This window comes from Pseudomonas sp. NFX224 (assembly GCF_048565165.1).
GTDB lineage: Bacteria > Pseudomonadota > Gammaproteobacteria > Pseudomonadales > Pseudomonadaceae > Aquipseudomonas.
Genome location: NZ_CP183416.1, coordinates 3,360,622 through 3,372,863, shown reverse-complemented (window position 1 = coordinate 3,372,863; position 12,242 = coordinate 3,360,622). Strand labels below are relative to the sequence as shown.

The following is a 12,242-nucleotide window of genomic DNA, read 5'->3' as shown; positions in this document are numbered from 1 at the left end:
GCTCGCGGTGGAAGCGGAGTTTTACGCCGCCAACAACCGCACCGCTTTGGCCTTCAACACCGCCAGATCGATCACCGGCACGTGCATCTCCTTGGCCAGTTCATCCCACTGGCGCATGCGCAGGCTGACCGCGCACAACGGGTCTTGCTCGAATGCGTCGGCTTCGGCCTCGGTCATCACGCCGCCCTGATATTCCAGGGTTCGGCGGCTGGCTTCGCTCAGTCGCTCGTAGTAACCGGTCTCGCGCAAGGTCAGGTAACGCTTGGCTTGCACGTGGTACTCCACCAAGCGCGCCATGCGCTCGCTGAAGCCGGCGCGACGCAGGTAGTCGGCGCCCAGTCGTTCATGGCTGACCACACCAAAGCCGCCCATGTTCTCGGCGCTTTCGGCGCAAATGTGCCCGATGTCGTGGAAGAACGCGGCCAGCACCACTTCGTCATCGAAACCTTCGGCCATGGCCAGCTCGGCAGCCTGGGACATGTGCTCGATCTGCGACACCGGCTCGCCGATGTAATCGTCGGTGCCGAAGCGTTCGTAGAGTCCGAATACTTCGGCGATCGCTTGTTCGTTGCGGTCCATCAGAAGTCTCCCGATGAAGTGAAAGTTGCTGTGAACTGTAGACCGCTATCGCGAGCAGGCTCACGCCTACAAAGGAACGTATTCCAACGTGGGGGCGAGCCTGCTTGCGATGAGGCCTGTCAGCCAATGACGACCTTACTTGGCCGCGACTTTCTCCGACTTGCCGTCATAGCGCTTGCGCCATTCGGTCAGGATCTCGTCGCGATTTTTCGAAGCCCACGCAAAGTCGTTCTTGATCAGGCGCTGCTCGTAGTCGGCCGGCAATTCGGTCTGCGGCTTGGCAATGCCCGGCTGCGCAAGAACAGCGAAGTTCTCTTTGTAGAGCTCCATGGCCTCAGGGCTGGCGGAGAAGTCAGCCAGTTTCTTCGCCGCGTCTTCGTGTGGCGTGCCTTTGATTACGGCAGTGGCTTCGATCTCCCAGCCCAGGCCTTCCTTCGGCAGGATGATGTCCAGCGGTGCGCCCTGGCGCTTCAACTGAACAGCCGGGTATTCGAAGGAAATACCAATCGGGAATTCGCCAGCCGCCGCCAGTTTGCACGGCTTGGAACCGGAGTGAACGTACTGGCCGATGTTCTGGTGCAGGCCGTCCATGTAGGCCCAACCCTGCTTCTCGCCGAAGGTTTGCAGCCACGCGCTGACGTCGAGGAAACCGGTGCCGGACGAGGCCGGGTTCGGCATGACGATTTTGCCTTTGTACTCAGGCTTGGTCAGGTCTTGCCAGCTCACGGGTTTGGTCAGGCCCTGCTTCTCGGCTTCGACGGTGTTGAAGCAAATGGTCGCAGCCCAAACGTCCATGCCGACCCAGGCTGGCGGGTTGGCAGCGTCGCGGTAGTTCGCGCCGATCTTGCCCAGGTCTTTCGGTGCGTAGCTTTGCAGCATGCCTTGCTGGTCGAGGATCGCCAGGCTGGAAGCGGCCAGGCCCCACACGGCGTCAGCCTGCGGACGGGCTTTTTCGGCCAGCAGTTTGGCGGTGATGATGCCGGTGGAATCGCGCACCCACTTGATTTCGACGTCCGGGTTGGCCTTCTCGAAAGCTTCTTTGTAGGTCTTCAGTTGTTCGGCTTCGAGGGCGGTGTACACCGTCAACTCGGTTTTCGCCGCAAAGGCGTTCAGGCTGAAAGCGGTGAGGACAGCAGCGGCCAGGGCCATAGGCTTGAACATGATCTTTTCCTGTTTTTTGAGTTGAGGGGTTATACGGTTTCAATGACCGGGCGCGGTCTGCCGCCAGGCCTGTGAACGGCGCAGCAAACCGCGCGAAGCCCAGGCCAGCAGCAGGGACACGCCCGCGGAGGTGAACAGAATCAGGGTCGACATCGCCGCTGCGCCGCCGACGTTTCCGGCGTCGTCCATGTTCAGCACCGCCACCGCCGCGAGAATGGTGTCGGGGCTGTAGAGGAAGATCGCCGCCGAAACGGTGGTCATGGCCGAGACGAACAGGTAGCGCACGATGTCCAGCAGCGCCGGCAGGCAAATCGGCACGGTTACGCGCAAGTAGTGGCGGTACAGCGGCGCCTTGAGCGTCAGCGCGGCGGCTTCGAACTCGGCATCGAGTTGGCGCAGCGCAGTGGTGGCGGTCATTTGCGCAGTGGTCAAATAGTGAGCAATGGTGCAGACCACCAGCAGGGTCATGGTCCCGTAGAGCACGTGCAGCGGGTTGCCGGTCAGGTTGAAGAAGAAGACGTAACCCAACCCCAGCACCAGGCCCGGCACCGCCATCGGTACGAAACTGAGCATGCGCAGTGTCAGATTCAGCCCACGCTGGCCCTTGGTTTTTTCCATCAGGTAGGCGCCGGTGAAGATCAGCACGCTGCCGATCAACGCCGTGCACAACGCCATCTTCACGCTGTTGCCGTAGGCCAGCCAGCCACCGCCGGCGGTGTCGTTGAACTGGTAATGGTTGAGCGACAGCGACAGGTTGTACGGCCAGAACTTCACCAGAGAAGAGAACACCGCCATGCCGAACACCAGCAGCAACGAGGCGCAGATCAGCAGCACGATGGTCAGGTAGCAACCGTCGCGCAGCTTCGACGGCGCGGGTTTGAACACTTGCGCACGACCACTCATCGAGTCGCCATGACGCCGACGCAGCCAGGCATCGACCCCGAAGCTGAACAATGCAGGCAGCAACAACACCATGCCGATCAACGCCCCGCGACCGAACTGTTGCTGGCCGACCACTGCCTTGTAGGCCTCCAACGCCAGCACTTGGTAGTCGCCCCCGACCACCACCGGCACGCCGAAGTCGGTAATGGTCAAGGTGAAGACCAGACAGAACGCGGCGAATACGGCCTGACGGGTCGCCGGCCAGGTGATGCTGCGGAAGGCTTTCGCCGGACTGGCGCCCATGCTGGAAGCGGCATCGAACAATCGCGCATCCGCCAGGGACAACGCCGACAGCAGAATCATCAAGGCGTGTGGGAAGGTGTAGATCACCTCGCCAAGCACAATGCCCCAGAAGCCGTAAATGTTGTCCGAGAGCAGGCCGCGCAACATGCCCTGATTGCCGAACAGGTAAACCAGTGCAATCCCCGGCAACATCGATGGCGCCATCAGTGGCAGCAGCGAGATGCCACGCCAGATGCCTTTACCGGGAATCAACGTGCGTTGCAGGGCGTAGGCAAACAGGTAGGCCAGCGGTACGACGATGGCCGCGACGCTGAGGGAAACCTTCAGACTGTTACCCAGCAGCCAGTGGAAGTTTTCGCTGCTCACCAGTTCTTTCGCCGCGAGCCAGCCACCGCCCTGCCCGGCCTCGGAACTGAAGCCGCGCCAGAAGATCGCCAGCAATGGCATCAACACGGCGACACCGAGCAGCACCAGCAAGAGCACCTTGCCGCCGACCACGAAAACCCGATCACCGATCTCGGCGCAGGAGACCTGCCGAGCCTGCTTGTGCGGTATCGGCAGCGCGATGTTCGCGCTCATCAGGCAAACACCTGCAGGCTGCGCGGCGGCAAGGCGACCATGATCTGCTGCGCGCCGAGGCGCGGCATGGCTTCCGGTGCCAGTTCGGCCAACAAGGCGTGACCCGGCAGGTGATCGAGTTCGAAGCTCATGCGGCAGCGGTTGCCGAGGAACGTGATTTCGCGAACCTTGGCCGGGAACAGGTTTTCCTCGTGGACCACAGGATTGACGTTGATCGCTTCAGGGCGGCAGAACAGCCGGCCCGATGCAGTCTTGGCGCTGCCATCGGCGAGGCGTATGTTCATCCCGCCGACTTGGGCATGGCTGTCGCTGCTGCTGTGGAACGGCAGCCAGTTGCCCTGACCGACGAACTCCGCCACGAATGGCGTGGCCGGGCGGTTGTAGATTTCCTGAGGCGTGGCGTATTGCTCGACCTTGCCGTTGTTCATCACGGCGATGCGGTCGGCCATCAGCATGGCTTCGTCCTGATTGTGGGTGACCATCAGGGTGGTGATGCCGAGGCTGCGTTGCAGTTGGCGCAGTTCGGTGCACAGATGCTCGCGAACGCGGGCGTCGAGAGCCGACATCGGTTCGTCGAGCAGCAACAGCGAAGGTGCCGGTGCCAACGCGCGGGCCAGTGCAACCCGCTGCTGCTGGCCGCCGGACAATTGACCGGGGTACTTTTTCTCGCTGCCGCTCAGACCGACCAGTTCCAGCATCTGGCCAACGCGCTGACGCACCTGATCGCGGCCACTGCCGGCCAGGCCGTAGGCAATGTTCGCTTCGACGGTAAGATTGGGGAACAACGCGTAGGACTGAAACAGAATGCCGTAGTCCCGCGCTTGCGGTGCCAGATGGGAAACGTTGCGATCGCCCAGGTACAACTCGCCGCTGTCCTGTTTCTCCAGACCGGCGATGCAACGCAGCAAGGTAGTTTTGCCGCAGCCCGACGGGCCGAGCAGGCACACCAGCTCACCGGCCGCCACGTCGAGGGACACGTTATCCAGCGCGGTAAAGGCGCCAAAGCGCTTCTGTACGCCGCGCACTTTCATCGGTGCGCCGGGGTTGGTCAGGGCAGTTGCGATCGAGTTGTTCATGGACGGACCTCATCTGGCAGATGAAGCCATCCTAGAGTTGTAATGAGTCCGTCATATGGCAGTAAGGCAAAAACTGCCGATAGTGGTATTCGAGATTTTTGGGTATTGGACAATGACTAACTTGTGGCGAGGGCGCTTGCTCCCGATGGGCTGCGAAGCGGCCCTAAAAATGGGACTGCAGCGCAGTCCAACGGGAGCAAGCTCCCTTGCTACAGAGTTCTAGGCGGGGGACATTTCCTGCGCCAACCCCAGAAACGCCGCCGGCAGCCGTGCGTTTTTTCGCTCCTTGAGGCAGTACAAATACTCCGGCAGCAACGGCGCACTCTCGATGGTGAGCACCCGTAGTTGTGGATCGTGGGGCACTTCCTGGCGGGCAATGAGACTGATGCCAATGTTGCGCAACACCGCCTCGCGGATCGACTCGCGACTGCCGATCTCCAGCAGCGGCCCGACACTCACGCCGGCACCGGCCAGCAACTCTTCGGTCATGCGGCGAGTGGTGGAACCCGGTTCGCGCATCAACAAAGTGTGCCCGGCCAGTGCGCTGAGCGGCACATGGTCGTGGGCCGCCAGCGGATGATTGCGATGCACCGCCAGCACCAGTGGATCGCTGCCGAGCACCCGCCGAATCAGCCGCGCATCTTCCAGCAACTGCGAGGACGCCGCGACATCCACGCGGTACTCCTCCAGCGCTTCGAGCACCTGCTGAGAGTTGCCGATTTCCACCGACACCTCCACCTGCGGCAAGCGCTCGCGAAAGGTCTTCACCAGGTCGAGGATGTAATACGGCGCCGTGGCGGCGATGCGCAATGTGCCCTGAACCTGACCGCAGTTGCGCAGGAAAAACTCGATGTCGGCTTCCTGCTGCATCAGCGTTTTGACCATCGGCAACAGCCGCGCGCCTTCATCGCTGACACTCAGGCGGCGGCCGCCGCGGTAGAACAACTCCACTGAGTACTGACTTTCAAGATTTCGGATCTGCGTCGTCACCGTGGGCTGGCTCAGGCCGAGCTTCTTCGCTGCCTGGGTAATGCTGCCCAGACGGGCAACCATGTAAAACGCCTTCAGCTCGGCACTCAGCACAACCGTCCCTCATCCTTTATTTGCGCAACAGGCGCAAACCATTGAACACCACCAACAGGCTCACGCCCATGTCGGCAAACACTGCCATCCACATGGTAGCGAGCCCGGCGAAGGTTACCCCAAGAAAGATCGCCTTGATGACCAATGCCAGGGCGATGTTCTGCTTGAGAATGCTCGACGTCTGCCGCGAAAGGCGGATGAATGCCGGGATTTTGCGCAAATCATCGTCCATCAGGGCGACATCGGCGGTTTCGATGGCGGTATCGGTGCCGGCGGCGGCCATGGCGAAACCGATCTCGGACCGAGCCAACGCCGGTGCATCGTTGATGCCGTCACCGACCATGCCGACGTTATGCCCCTTCGCATACAACGCTTCGATCGCCTGCAACTTGTCGGTGGGCAGCAGATCGCCCTTGGCCTCGTCGATGCCGACCTGCGCAGCGATGGCCTGCGCGGTGTGGACGTTATCGCCGGTGAGCATCAGGGTCTTGATGCCTAACTCGTGCAACTGCTGGATCGCCTCGCGGCTGGATTCCTTCACCGTGTCAGCCACCGCGAACAGCGCCAGTGGGCCGGATGAATCGAGCAGCAGCACCACGGACTTGCCCTGTTTCTCCAAGGCAAACAATTTCTCTTCCAATGCTGGCGAGCACAGACCTAGCTCTTCAACCAGACGATGGTTGCCCAGATGGTAGAGCTGACCATTAATTTCGCCGCGCACCCCGCGCCCGCCAAGGGCTTCGAAGTTATCCACAGCGAGCGACGCGTATTGTTTATCCACAGCCGCCTGGGCGATGGCCAGCGATACCGGGTGGTCCGAACGCCCGGCCAGCGCCGCGGCAATGGCCGGGGCTGCGGCATCGGCGGTGGGGTCCAACGACAGGTAATCGGTCTGCACCGGCTTGCCGTGGGTGATCGTGCCGGTTTTATCCAGCGCCAGGTAATCGAGCTTGTAGCCGCCTTCCAGATAGACGCCGCCCTTCACCAGGATCCCTTTGCGCGCCGCCGCGGCCAGGCCGCTGACGATGGTCACCGGCGTGGAAATCACCAACGCACACGGACAGGCCACGACCAACAACACCAAGGCGCGATAGATCCAGTCGAACCACAGCGCATCCATGAACAACGGTGGAATCACCGCCACCGCCAGCGCCAGAACAAACACGGCCGGCGTGTAGATTTTCGAGAAGCTGTCGACGAAGCGCTGGGTTGGAGCCCGCGCACCCTGGGCCTGCTCGACCGCGTGGATGATCCGCGCCAGCGTCGAGTTGTTGGCTGCCGCCGTCACGGCGTATTCCAGCGAACCGGCCTGATTGATCGTGCCGGCGAATACTTTGTCGCCGATGGTTTTCTCCACCGGCAGGCTTTCACCGGTAATCGGCGCCTGATCGATGGTCGAGTTACCCGCCAGCACTTCACCGTCCAGCGCGATGCGCTCACCGGGACGCACGCGCACCCGGGCGCCGAGCTCGATGGCCTTCACGTCCTGCGTGACCCAACTGCCGTCAGCCTGCAACACCGTCGCTTGTTCCGGTGTCATCTGCATCAAGCCACTGATGGCGTTGCGCGCACGATCGAGGGATTTGGCTTCGATCAACTCGGCCACGGTGAACAGGAACATCACCATCGCCGCTTCTGGCCACTGGCCGATCAGGATCGCGCCGGTCACCGCAATGCTCATCAGGGCGTTGATGTTCAGGTTGCGGTTTTTCAGGGCAATCCAGCCCTTTTTATAGGTGCCGAGGCCGCCGCCGAGGATCGAAACCAATGCAATGATCGCCACCACCCAGTTCGGCGCGGCGCTGGTGAAGTGAATCACCTCGGCCACCAACGCACCGACACCGGACAACGCCAATGGCCACCAGGCTTTTTTCTCGGGCGCGGGCGCAGGTGCTTCAACGCCCTGCTCCAGCGGCTCGGCCTGCATGCCGAGGGTCTTGATGGCGTCGATGATCGGCGCGGTGCCCGGCAAGTTGTGAGTCACGCCCAGCACGCGGTTAATCAGATTGAACTCCAGCTGCTGCACCCCGGTCAGTTTGCTTAGTTTGTTCTGAATCAGCGTCTGCTCGGTCGGGCAGTCCATGGCCTCGATGCGGAAACGGCTCACCCGCGCATCGGCGCTTGGCGCTTCGCTCAACGGGATCAGCGCGGGCGCTTCGGCTTTCGACGAGCAACAGGAATCACCATGACCGCCATGTACGTGTTTGGGCACGGGCTTAAACTTGCTGCTGCAGCAAGCATCGTCAGGTTTGTGGCTGTGCAGGGAATCGCTCATTGGTTGCGTCCATAAGAGTACCTGTTGCCAAGTAAAGACCCTGTAGCCACTATAGGGTCAAGCATCCTTTTTGGAGATCCTCGTTATGAAGATCGGAGAACTGGCGAAACTCACCGATTGCGCGGTAGAAACGATCCGCTACTACGAGCGCGAAAACCTGCTGCCGGAGCCGGCCCGCAGCGATGGTAACTACCGCGTCTACACCCAGGCCCACGCCGAACGCCTGACCTTCATCCGCAATTGCCGCACCCTGGACATGACCCTCGAAGAAATCCGCAGCCTGCTGGCCCTTCGTGACAGTCCGCAGGACCAGTGCGAAAGCGTGAATGCGCTGATCGACGAGCACATCCACCATGTGAAAGCGCGGATCGACGGGTTACTGGCGTTGCAGGCACAACTGCTCGACCTGCGCCAACGCTGTGGCGAAGGGCCGGATGTCGATCAGTGCGGGATTTTGCAGCGGTTGGAAGTGAGTGGCGGGGTTGTCGCAACGGAGGTTGAACACTCCCACGTAGGCCGTAGTCACGGCCACTGACCCCACCGCAGAACCCAATGTGAGAGCCAGCCTGCTGGCGATAGCGATTTTTCAGTCACATCATTGCTGGATGTGCCGCCGCTATCGCTAGCAGGCTAGCTCCCACAGGGGTATTGCGTGGAGATTGTCAGACCGCCATCGGCGCGGTCATTGGCGCATGGTGTTCGTAGCCTTCCAGCGAGAAGTCGTTCGGCTCCACCTGCTCCAGCCACTCCGGCTGATACACCCCAGTCTTGGCAAACTCCGGTACGCGATCGGAAATCTTCAGTTTCGGCATCGGGAACGGCTCGCGCTTGAGCTGCTCGTTGAGCATGTCCAGGTGGTTTTCGTAGACGTGGGCATCACCGATGAAATAGGTGAACCAGCGCGGCGTGTAGCCCGTCAGACGACCGATCAGGCTCAGCAGCGCGGCGCCTTCGGTGAGGTTGAACGGCGTGCCCAGGCCCAGGTCGTTGGAGCGGATGTAGAGGGTCAAGGAAATCTCCTTGGTCTCGACATTCGGGTGGAACTGGTACAGCAAGTGGCACGGCGGCAACGCCATTTCATCGAGTTGCGCGCAGTTCCAGCCGTGGAACAGGATGCGGCGGCTGCCCGGGTCCTTGATGATGGTGTCGATGCACTGGCGAACCTGGTCGATGGCTTTGTACAGCACCACGTAGGCCTGGCCGTTTTCTTCGCCTTCAGCGATCTGACGGTAGCCTTGCTTCAGGGTCTGCTCGATGGCGGCCGGGTTGCTGACCGGAATCTGCTTGTACGCCGGCCATTTGCGCCATTGCACGCCGTAGATCTCGCCGAGGTCGTCGTCGCCCTGGCGGAACGGGTTGGCCAGCCACTGGGCGTTTTCGTTGGCGTTCTGGTCCCAGACCTTACAGCCCAATGCGCGGAATTCGGCCGCGTTGTTCACGCCACGCAGGAATCCGCACATTTCGCCGATGGCCGATTTGAAGGCCATCTTGCGCGTGGTGATCGCCGGAAAACCTTCCTGCAGGTCATAACGCAGCATCGCACCCGGGAAGCTGATGGTGTTCACGCCGGTGCGGTTGGCCTGTTTGGTGCCGTTCTTGATGACGTGGGCGACCAGTTCGAGATATTGCTTCATGAATTACCTGTGTCCTTGAACCCGCAGCCGTCGCTGCGGGGTTCGAATTTTATACGGCTGCCGCTGGAGTCGCCGGGGCGCGGTGATACGCCAGCCAGATCAGGAACAGCCCGCCGAGGATCATCGGCACGCACAGCACCTGACCCATGGTCAGCCAGTTCCAGGCCAAATAGCCCAGTTGCGCGTCCGGCACGCGAACGAATTCGACGATGAAACGGAAAATGCCATAAAACAGCGCGAACATCCCCGATACCGCCATGGTTGGCCGCGGTTTGCGCGAGAACAGCCACAGGATCAGAAATAGCGCCACGCCTTCCAGCGCGAACTGATACAGCTGCGACGGGTGACGCGCGAGCTGCGCCGGATCGCTGAACGGCGGGAAAACCATCGCCCACGGCACGTCAGTCGGCTTGCCCCACAACTCGGCGTTGATGAAGTTACCGATACGCCCGGCACCCAGGCCGATCGGCACCATCGGCGCAACGAAGTCCATCAACTGGAAGAACGACTTGTTGTTCTTTTTCCCGAACCACAATGCCGCCAGCATCACGCCGATGAAGCCGCCATGGAACGACATGCCGCCCTTCCACACTTCGAAAATCAGCGTCGGGTTGGCGAGGTAGGCGCTCAGATCGTAGAACAGCACATAACCCAGACGGCCGCCGACAATCACCCCCATCGACATCCAGAACACCATGTCGGAGAGTTTCTCCTTGGTCCAGGTCGGGTCGAAGCGGTTCAATCGGCGGGACGCCAGCAGCCAGGCGCCGCCGATGCCGATCAGGTACATCAGACCGTACCAGTGGATTTTCAGCGGACCGATGGCCAGGGCCACCGGGTCGATCTGCGGGTAAGGCAGCATTGCGACTCCTCATGAGTTCAAATCAATTCCCGGGCGACGCTGCCACCTCAGGATTAAGCCAGGATTGTGCCGTGCGTCAGAGCAGGAAACTCAGACCTACGCAGAACAGCAAAGCGGCGAACAGTCTTTTCAGCAACTTCGGCGACAGCTTGTGGGCCAGTCGCGCACCGAACCGGGCGAAAACCATGCTGGTCAAGGCAATGCCCAGCAGCGCCGGTAAATAAATAAAACCGAGACTATGGGCCGGTAACAGTGGATCGTGCCAGCCCAGAATCATGAAACTTAATGCACTTGCCAACGCGATCGGCAAGCCACAGGCCGACGACGTGGCCACGGCTTGCTGCATCGACACGCTGCGCCAGGTCAGGAACGGCACGGTCAACGAGCCGCCGCCAATGCCGAAAATCGCCGAAGCCCAGCCGATCACGCTGCCAGCCACGGTCAGACCTGCTTTACCCGGCACCGCTCGGCTGGCCTTGGGTTTGAGGTCCAGCGCCAATTGCGCAGCGATCACCAGGGCGAACACACCGATGATTTTCTGCAGGTTCGGCCCGGAGATCGCTTCGGCAGTCAGTGCACCGAAACCGGCGCCGATCAGGATACCCACGGTCATCCAGACGAAAATCGACCAGCGCACGGCGCCGCGACGGTGATGCTCGCGCACCGCATTGACCGACGTGAAAATGATCGTCGCCAGCGATGTGCCGACAGCCAGGTGGGTCAGGATCGATTGATCGAAGCCTTGCAGGGTAAAACTGTAGACCAGCACCGGAACGATGATGATGCCGCCCCCCACGCCGAACAGCCCGGCCAGCACTCCCGCGCAGGCTCCAAGTGCAAGATAGAGCAGAAATTCCATGTGTTTCCCCACCCAACCCCAAAACCGGAGCGGCATGGTAACGGATGCACGGCCTCGGGCTCCACTGGATGGCGATGGATACCCGCACGTTGACTGCGTAGAGTGGGCAAAAAACACACAAGGATCACCTTATGTGCCTGATTGTTTTCGCCTGGCGACCGGACCATGCCCAGCCGCTGATCGTGGCGGCCAACCGCGACGAGTTCTACGCCCGCCCCAGCCTGCCGCTGGCGCAATGGTCTGACGCACCGCAGGTTTACGCCGGTCGCGATCTGGAGGCCGGTGGCACCTGGCTCGGTGTCGGCACCAACGGGCGCTTTGCTGCGCTGACCAATATTCGTGATCCGCATCGTCCACCGGGGCGCAAGTCCCGCGGTGAACTGGTTGCGCGTTTTCTCAACGGGAGCCTGCCGATTGACGACTACTTAGCCGACGTTGTTGCACGATCGCCGGAATATGGTGGCTTTAACCTGCTAATTGGCAACAATAACGAGCTCTGGCACTTCAATGCCCGGGAATCGGAAGCAGTGATGCTCCCACCGGGGGTTTACGGACTGTCGAACGCCGGTCTGGATACACCGTGGCCGAAACTGCTCAAGGCGAGAGCGGCGTTGAGCGAGGTGCTGGACGATCCGCAGCCTCAGGCGCTGTTGGCGTTATTGAGCGACGCGCAGACCGCCCCGTTTGCCGATTTGCCGGATACCGGCGTCGGGTTGGCGACCGAGACGTTGCTGTCGAGTGTGTTTATTGCCAGCCAGAGTTATGGGACACGGGCGAGTACTGCATTGATCGTGCAGGCGGATGGGTCACGGCATTTGGTCGAAAGGAGTTTCGGGCCGTTTGGTGGGCATCTTGGGGAAGTGGAGATCAGAATCTAAAGATCGCAGCCTGCGGCAGTTCCTACAGATGTTCGCCTCATTTCTGTAGGCGCTGCCGCAAGCTGCGATCT

Annotated in this window: 11 protein-coding genes; 2 read left to right on the top strand and 9 right to left on the bottom strand. The window is 61.2% G+C overall.

Features of this window, described 5'->3' with window-relative positions:
- Positions 1 to 21 precede the first annotated feature (21 nt).
- The 6 genes from ACNYC6_RS15215 to ACNYC6_RS15190 form a co-directional block, all read right to left on the bottom strand.
- Positions 22 to 579, bottom strand: coding sequence for a phosphonate degradation HD-domain oxygenase (locus ACNYC6_RS15215; RefSeq protein WP_419708119.1), 558 nt, complete (start codon positions 577 to 579; stop codon positions 22 to 24).
- Positions 580 to 714: 135 nt separating this feature from the next.
- On the bottom strand, positions 715 to 1,740 hold the full coding sequence (locus tag ACNYC6_RS15210; RefSeq protein WP_419708118.1) for a putative 2-aminoethylphosphonate ABC transporter substrate-binding protein: 1,026 nt from the start codon (positions 1,738 to 1,740) through the stop codon (positions 715 to 717).
- Positions 1,741 to 1,779: 39 nt separating this feature from the next.
- Positions 1,780 to 3,504: a putative 2-aminoethylphosphonate ABC transporter permease subunit gene (locus tag ACNYC6_RS15205; RefSeq protein ID WP_419708117.1), complete on the bottom strand. Its 1,725-nt coding sequence runs from the start codon at positions 3,502 to 3,504 to the stop codon at positions 1,780 to 1,782.
- Positions 3,504 to 4,580 carry a putative 2-aminoethylphosphonate ABC transporter ATP-binding protein gene (locus tag ACNYC6_RS15200; protein WP_419708116.1) on the bottom strand — a complete coding sequence of 359 codons (1,077 nt, stop codon included), beginning with the start codon at positions 4,578 to 4,580 and terminating at the stop codon, positions 3,504 to 3,506. The genes ACNYC6_RS15205 and ACNYC6_RS15200 overlap by 1 nt, the downstream gene beginning before the upstream one ends.
- Positions 4,581 to 4,799: 219 nt before the next feature.
- Positions 4,800 to 5,663, bottom strand: coding sequence for a LysR family transcriptional regulator (locus ACNYC6_RS15195; RefSeq protein WP_419708115.1), 864 nt, complete (start codon positions 5,661 to 5,663; stop codon positions 4,800 to 4,802).
- A gap of 16 nt (positions 5,664 to 5,679) precedes the next feature.
- Positions 5,680 to 7,938: a heavy metal translocating P-type ATPase gene (locus tag ACNYC6_RS15190; protein WP_419708114.1), complete on the bottom strand. Its 2,259-nt coding sequence runs from the start codon at positions 7,936 to 7,938 to the stop codon at positions 5,680 to 5,682.
- A gap of 85 nt (positions 7,939 to 8,023) precedes the next feature.
- On the opposite strand from ACNYC6_RS15190, the gene cadR reads away from it, so the two are divergent.
- Positions 8,024 to 8,473, top strand: coding sequence for a Cd(II)/Pb(II)-responsive transcriptional regulator (gene cadR / locus ACNYC6_RS15185; RefSeq protein WP_075946353.1), 450 nt, complete (start codon positions 8,024 to 8,026; stop codon positions 8,471 to 8,473).
- A 127-nt stretch (positions 8,474 to 8,600) separates the two neighbouring features.
- Here the strand turns inward: cadR and ACNYC6_RS15180 are convergent, their stop codons facing one another.
- The 3 genes from ACNYC6_RS15180 to ACNYC6_RS15170 form a co-directional block, all read right to left on the bottom strand.
- Positions 8,601 to 9,572, bottom strand: a complete 972-nt coding sequence (locus tag ACNYC6_RS15180) for a thymidylate synthase (RefSeq protein WP_419708113.1) — start codon at positions 9,570 to 9,572, stop codon at positions 8,601 to 8,603.
- 49 nt (positions 9,573 to 9,621) lie between these two features.
- Complete coding sequence (gene lgt / locus ACNYC6_RS15175; RefSeq protein WP_338583725.1) at positions 9,622 to 10,434, bottom strand: prolipoprotein diacylglyceryl transferase; 813 nt, start codon at positions 10,432 to 10,434, stop codon at positions 9,622 to 9,624.
- 76 nt (positions 10,435 to 10,510) lie between these two features.
- Positions 10,511 to 11,293 carry a sulfite exporter TauE/SafE family protein gene (locus tag ACNYC6_RS15170; protein ID WP_419708112.1) on the bottom strand — a complete coding sequence of 261 codons (783 nt, stop codon included), beginning with the start codon at positions 11,291 to 11,293 and terminating at the stop codon, positions 10,511 to 10,513.
- A gap of 131 nt (positions 11,294 to 11,424) precedes the next feature.
- On the opposite strand from ACNYC6_RS15170, the gene ACNYC6_RS15165 reads away from it, so the two are divergent.
- Positions 11,425 to 12,171 (top strand): NRDE family protein, encoded by a 747-nt coding sequence (locus ACNYC6_RS15165; RefSeq protein ID WP_419708111.1) that lies wholly within the window; start codon positions 11,425 to 11,427, stop codon positions 12,169 to 12,171.
- The last annotated feature ends 71 nt before the right edge of the window (positions 12,172 to 12,242 follow it).

Coding starts and splice junctions, on each gene's coding strand:
- ACNYC6_RS15165 (WP_419708111.1), top strand. CDS start 11,425: ATGTGCCTGATTGTTTTCGCCTGGCGACCGGACCATGCCCAGCCGCTG.
- cadR (WP_075946353.1), top strand. CDS start 8,024: ATGAAGATCGGAGAACTGGCGAAACTCACCGATTGCGCGGTAGAAACG.
- ACNYC6_RS15205 (WP_419708117.1), bottom strand. CDS start 3,504: ATGAGCGCGAACATCGCGCTGCCGATACCGCACAAGCAGGCTCGGCAG.
- lgt (WP_338583725.1), bottom strand. CDS start 10,434: ATGCTGCCTTACCCGCAGATCGACCCGGTGGCCCTGGCCATCGGTCCG.
- ACNYC6_RS15170 (WP_419708112.1), bottom strand. CDS start 11,293: ATGGAATTTCTGCTCTATCTTGCACTTGGAGCCTGCGCGGGAGTGCTG.
- ACNYC6_RS15200 (WP_419708116.1), bottom strand. CDS start 4,580: ATGAACAACTCGATCGCAACTGCCCTGACCAACCCCGGCGCACCGATG.
- ACNYC6_RS15215 (WP_419708119.1), bottom strand. CDS start 579: ATGGACCGCAACGAACAAGCGATCGCCGAAGTATTCGGACTCTACGAA.
- ACNYC6_RS15190 (WP_419708114.1), bottom strand. CDS start 7,938: ATGAGCGATTCCCTGCACAGCCACAAACCTGACGATGCTTGCTGCAGC.
- ACNYC6_RS15180 (WP_419708113.1), bottom strand. CDS start 9,572: ATGAAGCAATATCTCGAACTGGTCGCCCACGTCATCAAGAACGGCACC.
- ACNYC6_RS15210 (WP_419708118.1), bottom strand. CDS start 1,740: ATGTTCAAGCCTATGGCCCTGGCCGCTGCTGTCCTCACCGCTTTCAGC.